Origin of the sequence: Streptomyces sp. NPDC050759, assembly GCF_044456945.1 — a bacterium.
In the GTDB taxonomy this organism is placed as follows: Bacteria; Actinomycetota; Actinomycetes; order Streptomycetales; family Streptomycetaceae; genus Streptomyces.
Genome location: NZ_JBITGI010000010.1, coordinates 293,207 through 311,951 on the forward strand (window position 1 = coordinate 293,207; position 18,745 = coordinate 311,951).

The following is an 18,745-nucleotide window of genomic DNA, read 5'->3' on the forward strand; positions in this document are numbered from 1 at the left end:
GTCGACCCACCAGGCCGACGCCGGCTTCAGACGTTGCGGCGGTACTCGCCCCCGACCTCGAAGAAGGCCTCGGTGATCTGCTGGAGGGAGCAGACCCGGGTGGCGTCCATGAGGACCGCGAACACGTTGTCGCCGCGTACCGCCGCGTCCTTGAGGGCGTCCAGCGCGGCCCGGGCCTCGTCGTGGTGGCGGGCGTGGAAGGTGCGTACGCGTTCCAGCTGGGACTGCTTCTCCTCCTCGGTGGCGCGGGCGAGTTCGACGACGCCGGGCTCGGCGGTGTCGGCGTGGGGGTTGCGGAAGGTGTTGACGCCGATCAGGGGCAGGGAGCCGTCGTGTTTGCGCTGCTCGTAGAGCATCGACTCGTCCTGGATACGGCCGCGCTGGTAGCCCGTCTCCATCGCGCCGAGCACGCCGCCGCGTTCGCTGATCCGCTCGAACTCCTGAAGGACGGCTTCCTCGACCAGGTCGGTGAGTTCGTCGATGATGAACGACCCCTGGAGGGGGTTCTCGTTCATCGCCAGGCCCCACTCCCGGTTGATGATCAGCTGGATGGCCAGGGCCCGCCGTACGGACTCCTCGGTGGGCGTGGTGACGGCCTCGTCGTAGGCGTTGGTGTGCAGGCTGTTGCAGTTGTCGTAGATGGCGATGAGGGCCTGGAGGGTGGTGCGGATGTCGTTGAAGTCCATCTCCTGGGCGTGCAGGGAGCGTCCGGAGGTCTGGACGTGGTACTTCAGCTTCTGGCTGCGCTCGCCGGCGCCGTACTTCTCCTTCATCGCCACCGCCCAGATGCGGCGGGCGACCCGGCCGAGCACGGAGTATTCGGGGTCCATGCCGTTGGAGAAGAAGAACGACAGGTTCGGGGCGAAGTCGTCGATGCGCATACCGCGGGCGAGGTAGGCCTCGACGTAGGTGAAGCCGTTGGCCAGGGTGAAGGCGAGCTGGCTGATGGGGTTCGCGCCGGCCTCGGCGATGTGGTAGCCGGAGATGGACACCGAGTAGAAGTTGCGGACCTTGTGCGCGATGAACCACTCCTGGATGTCCGCCATCATCCGCAGGCTGAACTCGGTGGAGAACAGGCAGGTGTTCTGGCCCTGGTCCTCCTTGAGGATGTCGGCCTGCACGGTGCCGCGCACGTTCGCCAGCGCGTGCGCACGCAGCTGGGCCGTCTCCTCGGGCGAGGGGTCGCGGCCCTCCTGGTCGCGGAAGCGTTCGATCTGCTGGTCGACGGCGGTGTTGAGGAAGAACGCCAGGACGGCCGGGGCGGGCCCGTTGATCGTCATGGAGACCGAGGTGGTGGGCGCCACGAGGTCGAAGCCGTCGTAGAGCGCCTTCATGTCCTCCAGGGTGGCCACCGAGACGCCGGAGGTGCCGACCTTGCCGTAGATGTCGGGGCGCTCGTCGGGGTCACGGCCGTAGAGGGTCACCGAGTCGAAGGCGGTGGACAGGCGGGTCGCCGGCTGGCCCTGCGACAGGAGCTTGAAGCGGCGGTTGGTGCGGAACGGGTCGCCCTCGCCGGCGAACATCCGCGCCGGGTCCTCGCCGTCGCGCTTGAACGGGAACACCCCTGCCGTGAACGGGAAGTGGCCCGGCAGGTTCTCGTTCCGCCAGAACCGCACCAGCTCGCCGTGGTCGGTGAAGCGGGGCAGGGCGACGCGGGGGATCTTGTTGCCGGACAGGGACTCGCGGGTCAGCTTGGTGCGGATCTCCCGGTCGCGGACTTTCACGACCTGCTCGTCTCCGGAGTAGGAGGCGATGACGGCGGGCCAGTTCTCGATCTGCCGGACGATGTCGTGCGGGAGGCGGGTGCGGGCGTCCTCCAGCAGCGCGTGCACGTTCGCGGCGTCGGAGCCGGCGTCGGCCAGTTCGGCCCCGACCAGCTCCAGGCGCTGCACCCGCCGTGCCGCTTCGGCCAGCCGCTCGGTGTCGGCGTGGTACCCCCGGACGGTGTCGGTGATCTCGGCGAGGTAGCGCACCCGCTCGGGCGGAACCACCTGCCGGATGCCGGAGGAGTGGCGTACGTCGACCCGTGCCAGGGTGCCCTCGGGCAGCGGGAGTCCCTTCTCGGCGAGGACGGCCGTGAGGTGCTGGTGCAGGGCGGTGACGCCGTCGTCGTTGAAGGTGGCCGCGGAGGTGCCGTACACCGGCATGTCCTCGGGCCGCTTGCCGAACGCCTCGCGGTTGCGGACCAATTGGCGGCCCACGTCGCGCAGGGCGTCCTTGGCGCCGCGCCGCTCGAACTTGTTGATGGCCACGACGTCGGCGAAGTCGAGCATGTCGATCTTCTCCAGCTGCGAGGCCGCGCCGAACTCCGGCGTCATCACATACAGCGAGGCGTCGACGAACGGCACGATCGCCGCGTCGCCCTGGCCGATGCCCGGCGTCTCCACGATCACCAGGTCGAATCCGGCGGCCTTGACGACATCGATCACGTCGGAGAGGTGCTCGGGCAGCTCGCGGCTGCCGCGGGTGGCCAGGCTGCGGAAGAACACCCGGTTCCCGTCGAGGGAGTTCATCCGGATCCGGTCGCCGAGCAGCGCGCCGCCGCCCCGGCGACGGGTCGGGTCGACCGCGATCACGGCGATGCGCAGGGCGTCCCGCTGGTCGACACGGAACCGGCGCACCAACTCGTCGGTGAGCGACGACTTGCCCGAGCCGCCGGTGCCGGTGATGCCGAGCACCGGCACGTGCCGCGCGGCCGCGGTGGCCCGCAACTCCTGCCTGAACTCCGGCGGCAGCTTGCCCAGTTCGGCACCGGTGAGGGCGCGGGCGATCGCGAACCGGTCGCCGGCCAGGACCGCGGTGAGGTCGGCCGGTTTGCCGTCCCACAGGTCGAAGTCACAGTCCCGCACGACCGTGTTGACCATCCCCGCGAGGCCCATCCGCTGGCCGTCCTCGGGAGAGAAGATCGTCACCCCGCTCTCCCGCAGCCGGGTGATCTCCTCGGGCACGATGACACCGCCTCCGCCGCCCACCACCCGGATGTGTTCCGCGCCCTGTTTGCGCAGTGAGGCGACCAGGTATTCGAAGTACTCGACGTGTCCGCCCTGGTAGGACGAGACCGCCACGCCGTGCGCGTCCTCTTCGAGAGCCGCGTCCACGACCTCCCGCACGGATCGGTTGTGCCCCAGATGGATGACCTCGGCGCCCTGCGACTGGAAGATCCGCCGCATGATGTTGATCGAGGCGTCGTGCCCGTCGAACAGTGCCGAGGCGGTGACCAGGCGGACGGGGTGGACGGGGCGATGCAAGTCGCTCATGGCGAAGCCTTCCCAGGACACGTCGGAAAACGCGGGCTGAGAAAATAGTAGGACGTCCTAGTAAAATCGTGGGGTCGGGGTGAGCAGAAGCACAGCAGGATGTTCACGGAGCCCTTCCGGCGGCCGGCCGGACGGATGAAGCGGGAGGAGTCCAGGGCCGCCCTGAAACGGCCTGCACTGCGGAGCCACACGCCAGTGCCGCGGGCGAGATCGTCGAGGTGGGGGGCGACACCGCAGCGGACGGGGTCCAGGCCTCGGCGCGGTCGGATCGACATTCGGCACGATGCCGGTCGGCGCGGCGACGGCCACGAGGACGATCCCACAGCAGACGCAGTCCAGGCCGGCGCCGTCGCGGCGGGCACTCGAGCGCCACGCCGGTCAGCGCGGCGACAGCCACGGCTCCGCGGACACGGCGCAGGACGAGACAGCCGACAGCCGTGATGCGCCGCCAGTGGCGGGCAGGCAGGGCGGGGGTCTGGGAGAGGGTCGCGACAGTGCCCTTTCCGACGGTCCCGGGCAGCGGGTCCGCGACGCGGCACTCGTCGGCGCCGACCCGCTGGTGGCGACGGGCTGGATCTATGGGTGTGATCCCGAGGAGGCACTCACCAGAACGACCCTCACGGCTTCGCGCCCGACCCGTCGTGCAGCAGGGGCGCCTCCCGGCCCTCGGTCAGCCGGGTGCGCAGCTGCGCCGCGTCCTGGCCGGGCGGCAGGCCGTAGGCGCGGCGGTACTCGCGGTTGAACTGGGTGGCGCTGACGTACCCGACCTCCTGGGCGACCTGAGCCGCCGTCATATCCCTGCTGAACAGCAGCCTTCGGGCCTCCTGGAGCCGCAGATGCTTCTGGAACCTCAGGGGGCTCATGCCGGTGGCCGCCTTGAAGTGCCGGTGCAGCGTGGCCGGGCTCATCCGGGCCACCTCGCTGATCTCGTCGATGCCGAGCGGTTCGGTGTAGTGGTCGCGGATCCAGCGGGCGGTCGTACGGATCCGGCCGGCGGTCGAGTCGGCGAGCGACCACTGCCGCAGGACGGGGCCCAGCGGGCTGCGCAGCAGTCGGTAGAGGATCTCGGTCTCGATGCGGGGCGCCAGCGGGCCGATGTCCTCCGGGCTGTCGAGCAGCTGGACCCAGCGGGTGACCGCGTCGACCACCTCCGGGGACATCGGCGCGGTCACCGCCGCGGCGACGGCCGCCGGGGACGGCGGTCCGCTCTCCGCCAGCTCCAGCTGCACGGAGGCGAGGACGTCGCTGTCGATCCGCATGACGGCGGTGCGGTACGGCACCTTCTCGAAGGCGGCGGTGACCGGCAGATCGAGGGTGAACAGCGCCATCTCGCCGCGTGGTGTGATCCAGCTGCGCTCGCCCACAGCGGTGCGCTTGGCACCGTCGGCGATGAAGCAGATCATCGGCTCGTACGTCACCTCGATGGGGTCCACGAGCTCGTCGAGCGCGACCAGCGTCAGCTTGGGCACAGCGGTCTGCGACCACAGCCCCGGGCAGTGCCGCGCGATGGCGTGGGCGAGCCGGTCCAGCATGAAAGCACCCTTCGACTGAGAGGATCAGGCAATCCTATGCGACCTGTGCCCCATGACTCATCGGTGCCGCGTTCCTAGCGTTGAGGCATGACACAGCACGACAGGAACCTCCCGCACCGCACGCTCGGCACCCAGGGTCTGGAGGTCGGCGCCGTCGGCCTCGGCACCATGGGCATGACCATGGCCTACGGCGCCTCGGACGAGCAGGGCAGCATCGCCACCCTCCGCCGCGCCTACGAACTCGGCGTCACCCTCTTCGACACCGCCGAGCTGTACGGCATGGGCACCGGCAGTAACGAGGAGCTCCTCGGGCGGGCCGTGAAGGACGTCCGCGACGACGTCGTCCTCGCCACCAAGTTCGGCTTCGACCTGAGCGGTCCAACGGCAGGCGGATTCGGCCTGGACAGCCGCCCCGAGCACATCCGCGAGGTCACCGAGAACAGCCTGCGCCACCTGGGCACCGACCACATCGACGTGCTCTACCAGCACCGGGTGGACCCGGACGTACCCATCGAGGACGTCGCCGGAGCGGTCGGCGAGCTGATCGCCGAAGGCAAGGTGCGCTACTTCGGCCTGAGCGAGGCCGGACCCGACATCATCCGCCGTGCCCACGCCGTGCACCCGGTGTCGGTGCTGCAGACCGAGTACTCGGTGTTCGAGCGGGCCGTGGAGACGGAGGTGCTGCCGGTCGTGCGCGAACTGGGCATCGGCTTCGTTCCGTACTCGCCGCTGGGCCGCGGTTTCCTCACCGGCGCGGTGAAGCCGGCCGCCGAGTACCCGGCCGACGACATGCGCAGCTGGGACGAGCGCTGGCAGCCCGGGAACTACGAGAAGAACCTGGCCGCGGTGCGCGAGCTGACCGCTCTGGCGGAGTCCAAGGGCATCGCGGTGACCCAACTGGCCCTGGCCTGGCTGCTGGTACAGGGGGAGGACATCGTGCCGATCCCGGGCACCCGCAGCCCGCGTCGCCTGGAGGAGAACGTCGCCTCCGCGTACGTCGACCTCACGCCCGAGGACCTCGCCCGTATCCAGGAGCTCCTCCCCCGCGGCTCGGCCGGCTCCCGCTATCCCGAGAGCATGATGCCGACCTGGTAGCCGCATCTCGGACCCACGCCTCGTACACATACCTCCCCGAGCGGCACGACAAGTGAAGGTGGGGCACCTCCAGCGATCTTCACCGGTGATCCCTAGGATGAGAGCTCAAGACAACCATTCCGGCCGGTCCGACGGGGGACTGCCCTGAGGGACGGCCGGGGGTCGCCGATGCCAGGGACCGCTCCCCGGGTTGCGGTGATCTTCCTGTCCAGGAGGACCTTCCGCATGTTCCGAAGTATTGGCAACGCCGTCGTCCGGCATCCCGTCTGGACGATCGTTGCATGGTTATTCGCTGCGGTGGCGATCGTCGCCACCGCCCCGAGCCTGCCCTCGAACAGTGACGAGAGCAGTTTCCTCCCCAAGAGTTACGAGTCCATCAAAGCGGCGGAACTCCAGGAGAAGGCGTTCCCCAGCGCCTTCACCCCGTCCGCGATCGCGCTGTACCAGCGCACCGACGGCGGCAAGCTGACCGCCGCCGACAAGAAGGACGTCGCCCGGATCACCTCCGAGCTCGGCAAGAAGAAGATCGACCAGGTGCAGAAGGTCGTCCCCGGCCAGCCGTCCTCGGACGGCAGGTACGCCCTGACCCTGGTCCAGATGGACAGCAGGAACGCCGGTCAGCCCAAACAGGCCGACGCGGCCGAGGTGTTGCGCGAGGACGTCAAGCAACTCGCCAAGGGCACGGACCTCGACGTCAAGCTCGGCGGTTCCGCCGCGCAGGCCCTCGACCAGCAGGACTCGTCCAAGCGCGGCGAGGCGCTGATCGGCATCGGTACGTTCGTCATCATCCTGGTGACCCTGCTGATCATCTTCCGGGCTCCGATCCTGGCCTTCCTGCCCCTGATCACGATCGGGTTGGTGTCGGCGATCGCCAACGGGCTGATCGCGTACGCCACCAAGCTGTTCGACCTCCAGGCCAACAGCTCGATCTCGTCGATCCTGATCGTGGTGCTCTTCGGCGTGGGCACCGACTACTTCCTGTTCCTGATGTTCCGCTACCGCGAACGCCTGCGCCTCGGCGACGAACCGAAGCAGGCGATGATCAACGCGGTCGACCGGGTCGGTGAGGCCATCGCCTCCGCCGCCGGAGCGGTCATCATCGCCTTCCTCGCGCTGGTCCTGTCGACGCTGGGCTTCCTCAAGCAGATGGGCCCGGCCCTCGCGATCGCGGTCACCGTCACCCTGATCGCGGGCCTGACACTGATCCCGGCCGTCGTCTCCCTCATCGGCCCGAAGGTCTTCTGGCCGTCCAAGTCCTGGCAACGCGAGCCGGAGAACGCCCGGTTCGCCGCCCTGGGCCGTGGCGTGCAGAAGCGCCCGGCGCTCACCGCCGCGCTCTCCGGACTCGTCCTGGTCGCGCTGTCGCTCGGGACGTTCGGCTACAACGCCACGTTCGACCTGGCGGCCGGCTCCATGCCCAAGACCAAGGAGTCGATGGTCGTCCAGGACGAGATGCAGAAGGCGTATTCGGCGGGTGCCGCCGCACCGACCGACGTCTATCTCTCCAGCACCGACGGCAAACCGATCGACACGACGCTCTTCGACGCGTACGTGAAGAAACTCGGGGCCGTGGACGGCGTGGCGAACGCTCGTCTGGCGCAGTTGAACAAGGACGGCACCACCATCGACTTCACCGTCACCCTCAAGTACGAGGCGTCGACGGACAAGGCCATCGATGCGGTGGGCCGGGTCCGGGACGTCGCGCACTCCGAGGCCCCGGACGGCACCGAGGCAGTGGTCGGCGGGATGTCCTCGATCTACAAGGACATCGGCACCGCGGTCAACCACGACTACAAGACGGTCTTCCCCGTCGCAGCCCTGCTGATCATGCTCATCCTGGGGCTGCTGCTGCGCAGTGTGGTCGCCCCCTGGTACCTGATGGCCTCGGTGGGCCTCGGCTTCGGCGCCACGCTCGGTGCCACCGTGTGGATCTTCCAGGAGGGACAGGGACACTCCGGACTGATGTTCATGCTCCCGGTGATCATGTATCTCTTCGTGGTCGCCATCGGCACCGACTACAACATCCTCATGATCGCCCGGCTGAGGGAGGAGGCCCGTGAAGGCCGCGAGCCGCGCGAGGCGGCCAGTATGGCGCTACGGCACGCCGGTCCCACGGTGGCGGCGGCCGGGTTCATCCTGGCGGCGACCTTCGCCACGATGATGCTCGCCGGCAACGTCCTGCTCACGGAGATGGGCTTCGCGGTCTCCTTCGGCATCGCCGTCGCCGCGTTCGTCATGGCGATGTTCTTCACGCCGAGCCTCACGGCCCTCATGGGCCACGCGGCCTGGTGGCCGGGGCACGCGGACCGGGCGAAGGAACCACCGGCCGCCCCCGCACCGGTCTCCGACGAAGGCCGGGACTCGGTGGTGCAGGATCCGGCCGGTCGCCGCAACTGACAGCGAGGGCACGCAACGGCGTCCGCCGGGCCACACGGCCCGGCGGGCGCCGTCCCGTCCCGGCACACCGCCGGGCCGGACACGACCGGCGTCTGCCACCCTGGACCCCGTGCCGAACCCCGCTCCCGTCACCCCTGACGCCCCCGCCCTCATACGGACCCCGCTCCTCACCCAGCAGTGGCTCGACCTCGCCTTCATCCACTGGGGCGTCGAACCGTCGGTCGTGGCGGGGCTGTTGCCGCGCGGCACGGTTCCCGACACGCACGACGGGCTGACGTACGTCGGCCTGGTCGCGTTCCGGATGCACCGGGTCGGCTGGCTGGGGCTGCCGGGGGTGCCGTATCTCGGGACCTTCCCGGAGACCAACGTGCGGCTGTACTCGGTGGACGCGCACGGGCGGCGTGGCGTGGTGTTCCGCTCGATGGACGCCTCCCGGCTGATCCCGGTGGTGATGGGACGCGTCGGCTTCCGGCTGCCGTATCTCTGGTCCCGGATGAGCGTCCGCACGGCCGGGGACATCGTCACCTACACCAGCTCACGCCGCTGGCCGGGACCGCGCGGCGCCGGGAGCCTCATCACGGTACGGACCGGCGAACCCATCCGGGAGCCGACCGAACTGGAGCACTTCCTCACCGCCCGCTGGGGCATGCACAACGCCTTCTTCGGCGGCCCCGAGCCGCTGGCCTACCTGCCCAACGACCATCCGCGCTGGCCCCTGTACCGCGCCGAACTGCTCACCTGCGAGCAGGACCTCCTCACCGCGGCCGGCCTGCCCGCCCCGACCGACGCCCCGGTCAGCGTCCTGTACTCCCCCGGCGTCCCGGTCCGCCTCGGCCGTCCGGCCCGCCCGGCGGGCATCCCGACGCCCTGACGACGGGGGCGGTGAGTTCGCGGGGGCCACACCGCCGACAGGAACGTCGTTCCTCGGACATTCACGCCGGGATCACGTCCGAGGGGTTGAACCGAATCGCGTCCTCACTAGCGTCTGTGGGCGTCCCGACCCATAGGAGTGAGGTGTCGATGTCCTCAAGACGTGTCCTCGCCGGGCTGGCGCTGGTGCCGGTGCTCGCGCTGTCGGCCGCCACGCCCGCGACGGCGTACGACGGCCACCAACCGCCGCAGGCCAAGCGGCACTTCGATCTCCAGGCCCACCGCGGCGGCATCGGCATGACGACCGAGGAGTCCCTGGAGGGCTTCGGCAAGGCGATGCGCCTCGGGGTGTCCACGCTGGAGCTGGACACCCATGTCACCAGGGACCGGAAGGTCGTCGTCAACCACGACCGGCAGATCAGCGCGGTGAAGTGCCGTGACACGGGACCGGTGACGGCCGGCGACCCGATGTACCCGTATGTCGGCAAGTACATCAAGGATCTGACGCTGGCTCAGATCAAGACCATGGACTGCGGTTACCGGCAACTGCCCGGCTTTCCCGAGCAGGAGGTGGTCAAGGGCTTCCGGATGGTCGAGTTGAAGGATGTCCTGAACCTGGTGAAGAGCTACCGCGCCAGGCAGGTCAAGCTGAACATCGAGACGAAGGTCGAGGCGGGTGCGCCCGAACAGACCGCGCCGCGTGAGCTGTTCGTACGGCGGGTCTTTGAGGAGATCCACCGCTCGGGCATCGAGAAGCAGGTCACCATCCAGTCCTTCGACTGGGGCGCGCTGAAGGCGATGCACAGGCTGGCCCCGAAGTGGCCCCTCGTCGCGCTCACCAACTACGACTTCCTCCAGGTCGGCCTGCCAGGTGCGTCCCCGTGGCTCGGCGGGATCGACGCCGACGACTACGGCGGCGACTTCGTCAGGGCGGCCGCCACGATCCCCGGCGTCAGGGCCCTCTCCCCCAACTACGGCTTCCCGCAGAGCGGCAAGGTCGGCGACCCCGACTTCCGCTTCTACGCCGACCGGACGATGGTCCGGGAGGCGCACGCCCGGGGCCTGAAGGTCATCCCGTGGACCTGTGACGACCCCGCCACCGTGGAGGCGCTCATGGACATGGGCGTGGACGGCATCATCACCAACTACCCGAATCACGTACGGCGGATCATGGCCGACCGCGGGATGCCCCTGCCGAGGGCGTACCGGCCCCGCTGACGGAGTGAGACCGCCGGGTCTCCACACCCGCGTTCTCTTGACGTCCCGCCGGTGACCGGCCACAATCCCGGGATGAGTGTGACCGGTCACACCCGGAGTCCGGCGAGCATCCGGGACGTCGCCGCGGCCGCCGGCGTCTCCTACCAGACCGTCAGCCGGGTGATCAACGGCCACCCCCGCGTCAGGCAGTCCACGCGGGAGCGGGTTCTCGCCGCCGTCGACGAGCTGGGCTTCCGGCGCAACGCCACCGCGCTCGCCCTGGCCAGGGGCCGCAGCAGGGCCGTTACGGTGCTCACCGCCAACACCACGCACTACGGCTACGCCTCGATCCTCCAGGGCGTCGAGGAGGCAGCCCGCGCGGCAGCCTATTCGGTGGGTGTGGGCGTCCTCGAATCGGCCGACGAGGCCGCCGTCACCGTAGCGGTGCAGCGTGCCGCCGACGCGGGCGGCGGGCTGATCGTGATCGCTTACGATCCCGCGGGCGTCCGGGCCCTGGAGACGGTCCCGGCCGGTCTGCCGGTCGTCGGCGTGGTCGAGACCCCGGCGAGCGCGCCCACCGGCGACCGGCCGTGGGTGTGGACCGACGACCGCGAGGCCGCCTACGAGGTGACCCGGCATCTGCTGTCCCTGGGCCACGAGACCGTGCACTACGTCGCCATTCCCTCCAGCACCCCTCGCACCAGCGCCCGCACCGGCGGCTGGCGCCAGGCACTGAACGAGGCGGGCGCCCCGGAGCCCCCTCCCCTGCAGGGCAGTTGGGGCCCCGCGGGCGGCCATGCGGCGGGCATCGAACTCGCCCGGGATCCGTCCGTCACCGCGGTCCTGTGCGGCAACGACGACCTCGCCCTCGGTGTGCTGCGCGCCCTGCACGAGGCGGGCCGCCCGGTGCCGGGCGAGGTCAGCGTGGCCGGGTTCGACGACGCCCCGCACTCCGCCTATCTGACGCCGTCCCTCACGACCGTACGACTGGACTTCACGGGCCTCGGCCGAGCCGCGTTCGCCCTGCTGCACGGAGTACTGGAGGAGTCCGCGCCGATCACCCCGCGTCCGGTCTCCGTCCCGGAACTGGTGGTCCGGGAGAGCACGGGACGGCCGCCCGCCTGAGCCGCCTGCGCTCGTCGGCACCGGAACAGGCGATGCAGAAAGTGAGCGTGGCCGGCAGGGCCGGTCGCAGGGTGCCGTCGAGGACGTAGGCGCGCATGCCGGCGACCGGGCGGGCGATGGGCAGCGGGTCGGCGCCTATGAAGTGCCAGGGCCCGCGACCATCAGGCGCACCACCGAGATGTTCCCGACCGGCGACGCGACCCGGCACCGGACGAGAGGGACCGCGGGGCGGACACCGTCGCCGCGGCTGCCGTCCGTCCGGGGTCACCAGGGGACGACGCCCTCGTCGTCGAAGAAGCCGCCGCGCGGTCCGTCGTCCGGCAAGGTGGCGAGCCGGACGGCGATCGCCGCGCCCTGCTCGGGCGTCCGCGGTGCGTTGAAGCCGGTGAAGTCGGTCGCCACATACCCGGGGCAGCAGGCGTTCACGATGACGTTCGTATCGGCGAGCCTGCGGGCGTACTGCGTCGTGACGCTGTTGAGCATCGACTTCGACGGTGCGAACCAATTCCCTTGTTCGCGCCGGTGACCAGCGCGGTCTTCGTGTCGTTCACTATCTTCATGCTGGGCGAGCCGCTCATGCGCCGTCCAATATCGAACCGGTGGGCTGTGATACTCGCCGGGTATCAGTCGGTAGGCTGTCCGTGTGGACGATCTCGAGACCCGCGAGCTTCGGTACTTCGTCGCCGTCGCGGAGGAACTGCACTTCGGACGCGCCGCCGGTCGGCTCGGGATCGCACAACCGCCGCTCTCCCGCGCGGTCGCGAGGCTGGAGCGGCGGCTCGGTGTCCGGCTCCTCGACCGGGACCGTCGCGGAGTGGCGCTCACCGATGCCGGTGGTGTGCTGCTTCGGGAGGCCGGAGCGGCCCTGGACGCGGTCGCTGCCGCCGCGCGTCGAACGCGGCGAGCCGGCGATCCGAAGCGGCCTCTGGTGCTCGCGACGAAGTCCGGGGCGTCCCACGAAGTGCTGCGCCGGCTCCTCGACGCGGTGGCGAGCGACCCGGAGGCGCCACCGATCGAGATCCTCCTGTGCGAGGTCGGTGAGCAGGCACGGCTGCTCCGGGACGGGCACGCCGACGTGGCACTCATGCATCACCCGTACGACGACCTCGCCGGGTTCGACTCCGAGGACCTCTACGTCGAGGGCCAGGTCGCGATCGTGCCCGCCGGGCATCCGCTCGCCTCGCGCGACCAACTCACGCTGGCGGATGTCCAGGACGTGCCGGACCTGCCGATCGCTCGGTGGCCCCGGCTCGACGGGTCCTATCCCGACGGGCCGGGACCCGAGGTGCGGACCCAGTCACAGCTCGCTCAACTCGTGGCGCTCGGCAGGACGTTGCTCGTCATCCCTGCCTCCAGCCGGGCCTGGCAGTGGCCCGAACACGTCGCGGTGCCCGTCGTCGACGCACAGGAGGTGACCACGGTGATCGCCTGGCCACCGAGCAGTCGCTCGATGGCGGTCGCGGCACTGGTCGGCGTCGCGGCCGGCATGGTCATGTCGGCGACCTGACCCCGGTGACGACGAAGCCGGGCGGCTCGACCGGGACGGCCACGCGTACTGATCAGTGCCGGACGTCCCACGCGGGGAGAGCCAGCCTCGGCGCGGGACGTGTGCGCACCCATCCGTACAGGACCACCGAACAGATGGCCGCCAGCGCGCACCAGGTCGACACGAACTCCAGCCGCCACAGCAGCCAGCACACCAGCGCACCCGCCCCGGTCAGGATTCCCAGTCCGGTGAGGCGGCGGTCGCCGGAGAGCAGCAGCGCGCCGACCGTGGCGATCAGGTACCCCGCGACGAGCAGTTCCGCGTGGGGCAGTCCGATGACGTAGGCCATCGTGTGGCCGCGGATCTCGGCCCGGACGGGGCGGGTGGCGAGAGCGCGCGCGAGGAAGGCGGCGGTCACGACACCCACCGCCACGACCGCCGTCACCCGGCGGCCGGTGCGGCGTGGGACCGCGCACCACACGCCCACCGGCACCCACACCGCGAGCACGGGCAGGGCGATGACGGCCCAGGCGACGGTGGCCGCGCCGGTCCCTCCGCCGGTGTGCCAGATCCGGGCCTCCACCAGTTGATGGGCGCCGAGCAGCAGGGGCAGCGCGGCCAGGGGCAGGTCTCCGGGGCGGCGGGTCCGGGCCACGCAGACCGCCCCGACGGAGGCGATGGCCGTGCCCGCCACGAGATCCGCTGTCGCACTCCAGCACATGACACCACCCTGTCAGGTCAGGCCGTCGGCCGTGCGCTCCGCCACGACGCGGGCGGGGCCGGGGCGGACCGCTCACGCACAGATGTCCTGCGGTGGGCGGAACGTGCGGTCGGTGCCGGAGTCCGTGTTCACCTGGACCCGTACAGTCTCCAACTGCTGCAGCAGCGAGTCGAGTTGGCGCTGGGTCGGGTCACGGAAGAACTCCAGGACCGCGCGGTGGAAGGCGTCCCGGAGTTCGGGCGGCATCACGTCCGAGGCGTCGAAGCAGAGGGTGCGGGCGCGGGTGGTGAGCAGGGAGTCGATCTCCCGCTCGACCGGGCTCGCGGAGGCCGGCGGCGACAGTCCGGCCGAGTCCGGGAACAGCGGCCGTACCGCGGGAGCCGCCTCCGCCCGCCAGCGCTCCCGCCCGGCCGGGCTCGAGAGCCGCTCCACGAGTTCCTGGGCGTCCGGGTCGTCGCTGAACACGGCGGCCATGTCACCCGCGACCTCGAAGGCGTACCGGTAGGCGGACTGTCCGTCCAGATAGCGGGCCGACGGTTCCACGGTCACGTCGTCGCCCGCGTAGACGTATCGGATGAAGGCGCTCTGGTGCTCGTGCGTGCAGTCGAAGCCGGGCGAGTCGAGCAGGCCGCGTGGATCTCCCCGCGCGTCGGACGCACCCTCGAACGACGTGGTCAGGGACCGCTCGACCGACTCCGGGGAGCGCTTGCCGAGCAGTCGCGCCCAGCTGGTCCAGGCACGTTCGACGGCCGGGTCGCGCCAGTCGAGGCGGCCCGTGGCCCACTCGGTGTAGAGGGCGGGGCCCGCCTGATGGAGCACCAGGTCCTCGATCCAGTCGGTGCCGGGCCAGCCGGAGGTGGCCTGCGAGGCGAGACCCACGCACCAGGCGGGCCGTTCGCTCGGGGCGCCCCTTTTGCTCCACACCAGGCTCTTGAGGTCGACCTTCAGCGGCACCCAGTACGTGCGCCGCTTGCTGTCCACCAGCAGGGTCGGCGCCCAGGGCGGGTAGGCACGCTCGGCGCTCGCCTCGGCGAGCGGCTTCAGTTTGTCGCGGCGGGCGTACTCGGTGAGTTCGCCGATGCTGTTGAGGACCGCCACGTCCGGCGGGTCGTCCGCCTCCAGCTGCGAGACGAGCGTCTCGCGGAGTGAGCGGGTGCCCTCGTAGGTGTACGTCCGCCCGGTCCCGTCGTCCAGTGTGTCGAGGGCGGCTTCGAAGGCCCTGCCCTCCTCGCCGGTCCAGGGGCCGAGGACGACCAGCGGGTCGCGGCTGTCGGACCCGCAGCCGGGGACGAGGGCGAGCAGACAGGCCGCGAGAAGGACGCGCAGAAGGCGGCCCGTGCGACGGCTCATGCGACGGCTCCCGGGCGGGTGACGACGAGGTATTCACGGCGGTAGGCGTGCAGGGAGCCGGCGATCACGGCCGCGGCGGTCAGGCCCGCGGGGAACACGAACGGGGCGAGGCCGTCGAGGAGGGCGAGCCGCCCGTCGGCGAGACCGTCGTCGATGCGGGCCTGGAGCGTCTCGATGGCGTGCGGGTCCGGTCCGGCGAAGGGGCGTTCCTCGGCGACCGTCTCCGTCTGCGGGGTGGTCCGCTCGGCCAGCGCGTCCGCGACGGGGACGGTCTCGTGCTGGGCGTCCAGGGCGAGCAGGGCGTCGGCCGTCAGGAACGGTACCGCGAGCAGCGGCAGGGCGGCGGCCGCGAGGGGGATGCTCAGCCGGATCCGGAAGCGGTGGTGCAGGAAGGACACCGTCCGCCACAGCCCGGCGGCGAGCAGGGCGAAGGCGAGCGCGGCGATCACCGCCGCGGTGATGGTGCCCGCGCCCCAGGCGGCCCGGTCGGCGAGCCGCGCGCGCAGCCGCCCCTCCAGGCCGGTCACCCGGTCGACGATCGAGGTCGCGGCGGAACCGGTGTCGGGCCGGCAGGCGGGATAGGGGTTCGCGGTGGTCGGGGTGAGGGCCTGCGAGCAGAGCATGCTGCGCGCGTAGGAAAAGTCGGCATCGCGCAGGACCGGATCGGTGGCATGGCCCTGGGCCCGGCCGATCCAGCTGGTGTAGTCGACGACCAGCGCGGACACCACCCGCAGTTCCTGTTCCTCGGCGACGGTGAGGGCTCCGCTGCGGGTGACCTGGTTCAGGCTCTGCGTGGCGCGGGCGATCCGGGTCCGGTACCGCTCGCTGAGCCCGCTGAGCTCCGCCGCGCGCCCCTCGTCGAGGTTCCGCTGTGCCTCGCCCTGCGCGATGAGCAGCGAGGCCCGGGCGTCCGCGAGGTCGACCAGCGCGGGCGCCGCGCGTTCCCGGATGTACGCGGAGTCGGCGCGCACTCCCGCGTAGGCCCAGCCGAGCGCCCCGAAGGCCACCACGGCCAGCAGCGGCAGCGCGAGGAGCCGGTCCCGCAGGTAGACGCGGTTGCGGTGGCCCGCGGTGGAGGGCCAGGCGTAGCGCAGGACACGGCGGGCGAGTTCGGTGGTTACGGCGGCGACGGCCCGCGTGAGGCGGAGGGTGTCCTGTGCGAGGGCGCGTAAGCGACCGTCCGGAGCCAGTGGGCGACTCTCTTGCCGAGCCATGGGCTGTCCCTGTGGTGTCGGAAGGCGAGCGGGCGGACCTCGTAGGCACGGTCCAGGAGGATTTCGGCCACGGCCGCGTCCTCGGGGGCGGTGGAGCGGGCGGCCTGGTGGGCGAGGGTGACGTAGCGGCGGGAGAGGTCCTCCCGCAGGCCGTGTTCGTCGGACGGGAGGCCGAGTCGCGGGTCCGCGGCGGCGGACAGCGCCGCGAGGCCTGCCGCGTCGAGGGCATCGCGCTCGAGGGCGCCCTGTACGGCCTCCCAGGCCTCGACGGTCATCCGGACCCTGGCCTCCTCGTCGGTCAGGCCGTGCGCGTGGAAGAGCAGAGCCAGGCGCCCCAGCACCTCGCCCAACCGCTGCGGCGCCCGGTCGTCGCACTCACCCGTCCGCACGTACTCGATACCGGTCCGCACGGCCGCGGTACGCGCGGCGGTCCGGTGCCGCGAGTGCTGCGGTACGGCGTCGAGTTCGCGTACGGCCTCCTCGCGCGCCGTCTCGCCGCCCAGCGCGAGGCGGGCCCGTGCGGCGCCGAAGGCCGCGCTGCCCAGGGAGGGGTTCCGCAGCCCGACCGCCTCGTAGAACGTCAGGGCCTCGTGCCGTCGTCCGAGGCGTTCGGCGCAGTGGCCGAGGGCGAGCTTGGGCGCGTACTCGCCGGGGATCGCCGCGTACACCCGGTCGAAGTGCCGCCGGGCCGCGGCGACCTGCTCCCGGGCGAGCGCGAGCAGGCCGTGGTGCCAGTCCAGCCGCCAGTCGTACGGGGCGCGGCGGGGGCCGATCCGTGCCTCGGCTGCCCGCAGTTCCCGTTCGGCGGCCTCGGGTCCGTCGGCCGGGATCCGCAACCGCAGCCGACAGCGCAGCAGATGGACCTCCGTGGAGTCCCGCCAGTCCCCGATGTGCTGGAGCAGGGCCTCCGGGGCGGCGTCGGCGAGCCTGCTGAGCTCGGCGTGGTGCTCGTCGTGCGGGTCGGGGCGCGGGACGGGCAGGCGCTGGGCGACCTCGGGGGGAGTGGGCGGGGCGAACGGGGACGGGGGGTCGGGGGCGGCCCAGTGGGCGAGGGGTGGCGCGGAGCCGAGGGCGCCGTCGAGGGCGTACGGGGACTGGAGGAAGAGCGGCGAGGGTTCGAAGGTCTCGGTACCGGTGCGCAGCGACCTCAACTCGCGGAACACACCCCGTAGTTGCTGGTCCATCTCACGCGCGTCGGCGAACCGCCCGGCGGGCTCGCTCGAGGTCGCGCGGTGCAGGACACGGGCGAGGGAGAGCAGGCCGAGGCCACGGGGCACGGGGGCGGTGGCGTCGTGGGGTTCCCACGGTTCCCGGGCCGACGGCGACACTTGGGCAGACGGTCTTTCACCACCCGCGGACAAATCGTCCGGGCGCTGCTCCCCCGCGTCGGCGTGCGCCGCCCCGGGGACGGACGCGTCGCCGACGCCGGGTGCCCCGCCGACGTCCGGTGCGTCCTCGACACCCAGCGTCCCGAGGTCCCCCAACCCCGCAAGATCCGCCGCCGACCTGCCGAGTCCGCTCAGTCGCCGCAGGGTCTCGCCCAGGCTGAACAGGTCGTCCTGTTCCTTGGACTCGCCGTTCGGGCCCACGGTCGGTGCGCTGAAGCCCTTCGTGGTCAGGCCCGGCGCCCCGACCGGGCGTACGCTGCCCACGTCGATGATCTTCGTCGTGGTGCCGTCGTGCATGACGTTGTCCGGCTTCAGGTCGCCGTAGACCTTGCCGGGCCGGTCGGCGTGCAGATATGCGAGGGCGGACAGGATCCGCACACCGTAGGCGAGCACGAACTCGTGGAAGCGGTGGCCGCCGAACTCCCCGGGGTTCAGTTCGGCCCGCGCCCGCACCTCCTCCAGCGTGAGCCCGTCCACGTACTGGAGGACAAGAAAGTCACCCACCTCAGGATGATGACCGTAGTTGAAGACACGGATGATGTCGTCGTGGCCGAGGTCGACAAGGGCCCGCCGCTCCCGGGCCAGCGCGCCCGCCGCGACCGCCGCCTGCTCCGGGTGCAGGATCTTGATGGCGACCTCGCGGTTGTCGACCTTGGTGTCGAGCGCGAGATAGACCTCGCCCATGCCGCCGTAGCCCAGGGGCCGGATCAGCCGGTACTGGCCCGCGAGCAACTGACCGGGAGGCAGCGGCAGTTCCCCCGGATCTCCGCCGGGGCCCCAGCCGCGTCCCAGCAGCGTGATCGTGGGCAGCACCGTCGGATCGGGGTTCTCCTCGGGGAGGTCGACGTGCGCCGCCCTCAGGTACATCGGCTGTCCGGCGACGACAAGCGGACCGAACGATCCCTCGGATTCCGGTACTTCACCGAACGCACTCCCGCCCCGAGCCCCCTTCATGCCTCCTCAGAATAGGGCCAGGTGCCGGAATCGACCCCTCGCTTTCCCGCTGAGAACCGTGATGCCGCGGGGTCCGGCCGGTCGGCAGGGCCGGGATCCCTGTCTCTCGCGGACCGGCGCCCCTCTAGAGTGAGGGGTCCCTGTCAGAAGAGTCCGGAC

Annotated in this window: 12 protein-coding genes and 1 pseudogene; 6 read left to right on the top strand and 7 right to left on the bottom strand. The window is 71.2% G+C overall.

Going from position 1 to position 18,745, the window contains the following annotated elements:
* Positions 1 to 26: 26 nt before the first annotated feature.
* Together icmF and ACIBJB_RS28635 are read right to left on the bottom strand one after the other, a co-directional pair.
* Positions 27 to 3,257 (bottom strand): fused isobutyryl-CoA mutase/GTPase IcmF, encoded by a 3,231-nt coding sequence (gene icmF / locus ACIBJB_RS28630; RefSeq protein ID WP_398934510.1) that lies wholly within the window; start codon positions 3,255 to 3,257, stop codon positions 27 to 29.
* Positions 3,258 to 3,874: 617 nt separating this feature from the next.
* Positions 3,875 to 4,789, bottom strand: coding sequence for an AraC family transcriptional regulator N-terminal domain-containing protein (locus ACIBJB_RS28635; RefSeq protein WP_398934512.1), 915 nt, complete (start codon positions 4,787 to 4,789; stop codon positions 3,875 to 3,877).
* Positions 4,790 to 4,876: 87 nt separating this feature from the next.
* Here ACIBJB_RS28635 and ACIBJB_RS28640 point away from each other — a divergent pair, with 87 nt between their 5' ends.
* From ACIBJB_RS28640 to ACIBJB_RS28660, 5 genes are all read left to right on the top strand, one after another.
* Positions 4,877 to 5,884: an aldo/keto reductase gene (locus ACIBJB_RS28640; protein ID WP_398934514.1), complete on the top strand. Its 1,008-nt coding sequence runs from the start codon at positions 4,877 to 4,879 to the stop codon at positions 5,882 to 5,884.
* Between the two features lie 225 nt (positions 5,885 to 6,109).
* Positions 6,110 to 8,281, top strand: coding sequence for an MMPL family transporter (locus ACIBJB_RS28645; protein WP_398934516.1), 2,172 nt, complete (start codon positions 6,110 to 6,112; stop codon positions 8,279 to 8,281).
* Positions 8,282 to 8,390: 109 nt separating this feature from the next.
* Entirely contained in the window at positions 8,391 to 9,152 is a 762-nt protein-coding gene (locus tag ACIBJB_RS28650; protein ID WP_398934518.1) for a YqjF family protein, read from the top strand.
* A 149-nt stretch (positions 9,153 to 9,301) separates the two neighbouring features.
* On the top strand, positions 9,302 to 10,369 hold the full coding sequence (locus ACIBJB_RS28655; protein WP_398934520.1) for a glycerophosphodiester phosphodiesterase family protein: 1,068 nt from the start codon (positions 9,302 to 9,304) through the stop codon (positions 10,367 to 10,369).
* 72 nt (positions 10,370 to 10,441) lie between these two features.
* Positions 10,442 to 11,473: a LacI family DNA-binding transcriptional regulator gene (locus ACIBJB_RS28660; protein ID WP_398934522.1), complete on the top strand. Its 1,032-nt coding sequence runs from the start codon at positions 10,442 to 10,444 to the stop codon at positions 11,471 to 11,473.
* A gap of 264 nt (positions 11,474 to 11,737) precedes the next feature.
* Here ACIBJB_RS28660 and ACIBJB_RS28665 read toward each other — a convergent pair.
* Positions 11,738 to 11,974, bottom strand: a pseudogene (locus ACIBJB_RS28665) (dehydrogenase); the annotation flags it as partial.
* A gap of 142 nt (positions 11,975 to 12,116) precedes the next feature.
* Here ACIBJB_RS28665 and ACIBJB_RS28670 point away from each other — a divergent pair.
* Positions 12,117 to 12,980 carry a LysR family transcriptional regulator gene (locus ACIBJB_RS28670; RefSeq protein WP_398934524.1) on the top strand — a complete coding sequence of 288 codons (864 nt, stop codon included), beginning with the start codon at positions 12,117 to 12,119 and terminating at the stop codon, positions 12,978 to 12,980.
* A gap of 52 nt (positions 12,981 to 13,032) precedes the next feature.
* On the opposite strand, the gene ACIBJB_RS28675 is transcribed toward ACIBJB_RS28670, so the two are convergent.
* From ACIBJB_RS28675 to ACIBJB_RS28690, 4 genes are all read right to left on the bottom strand, one after another.
* A complete protein-coding gene (locus ACIBJB_RS28675) occupies positions 13,033 to 13,680 on the bottom strand; it encodes a DUF6629 family protein (protein WP_398934526.1) in 648 nt (215 codons plus the stop codon).
* Positions 13,681 to 13,752: 72 nt separating this feature from the next.
* The gene (locus ACIBJB_RS28680; RefSeq protein ID WP_398934528.1) at positions 13,753 to 15,030 is read right to left on the bottom strand and encodes an alpha-glucoside ABC transporter substrate-binding protein; all 1,278 of its coding nucleotides are present in this window, start codon (positions 15,028 to 15,030) and stop codon (positions 13,753 to 13,755) included.
* The gene (locus tag ACIBJB_RS28685; RefSeq protein WP_398934530.1) at positions 15,027 to 16,244 is read right to left on the bottom strand and encodes a hypothetical protein; all 1,218 of its coding nucleotides are present in this window, start codon (positions 16,242 to 16,244) and stop codon (positions 15,027 to 15,029) included. The genes ACIBJB_RS28680 and ACIBJB_RS28685 overlap by 4 nt, the downstream gene beginning before the upstream one ends.
* Positions 16,148 to 18,586 (bottom strand): tetratricopeptide repeat protein, encoded by a 2,439-nt coding sequence (locus ACIBJB_RS28690; RefSeq protein ID WP_398934532.1) that lies wholly within the window; start codon positions 18,584 to 18,586, stop codon positions 16,148 to 16,150. Before ACIBJB_RS28690 ends, ACIBJB_RS28685 begins: the two co-directional genes overlap by 97 nt.
* Positions 18,587 to 18,745 lie beyond the last annotated feature (159 nt).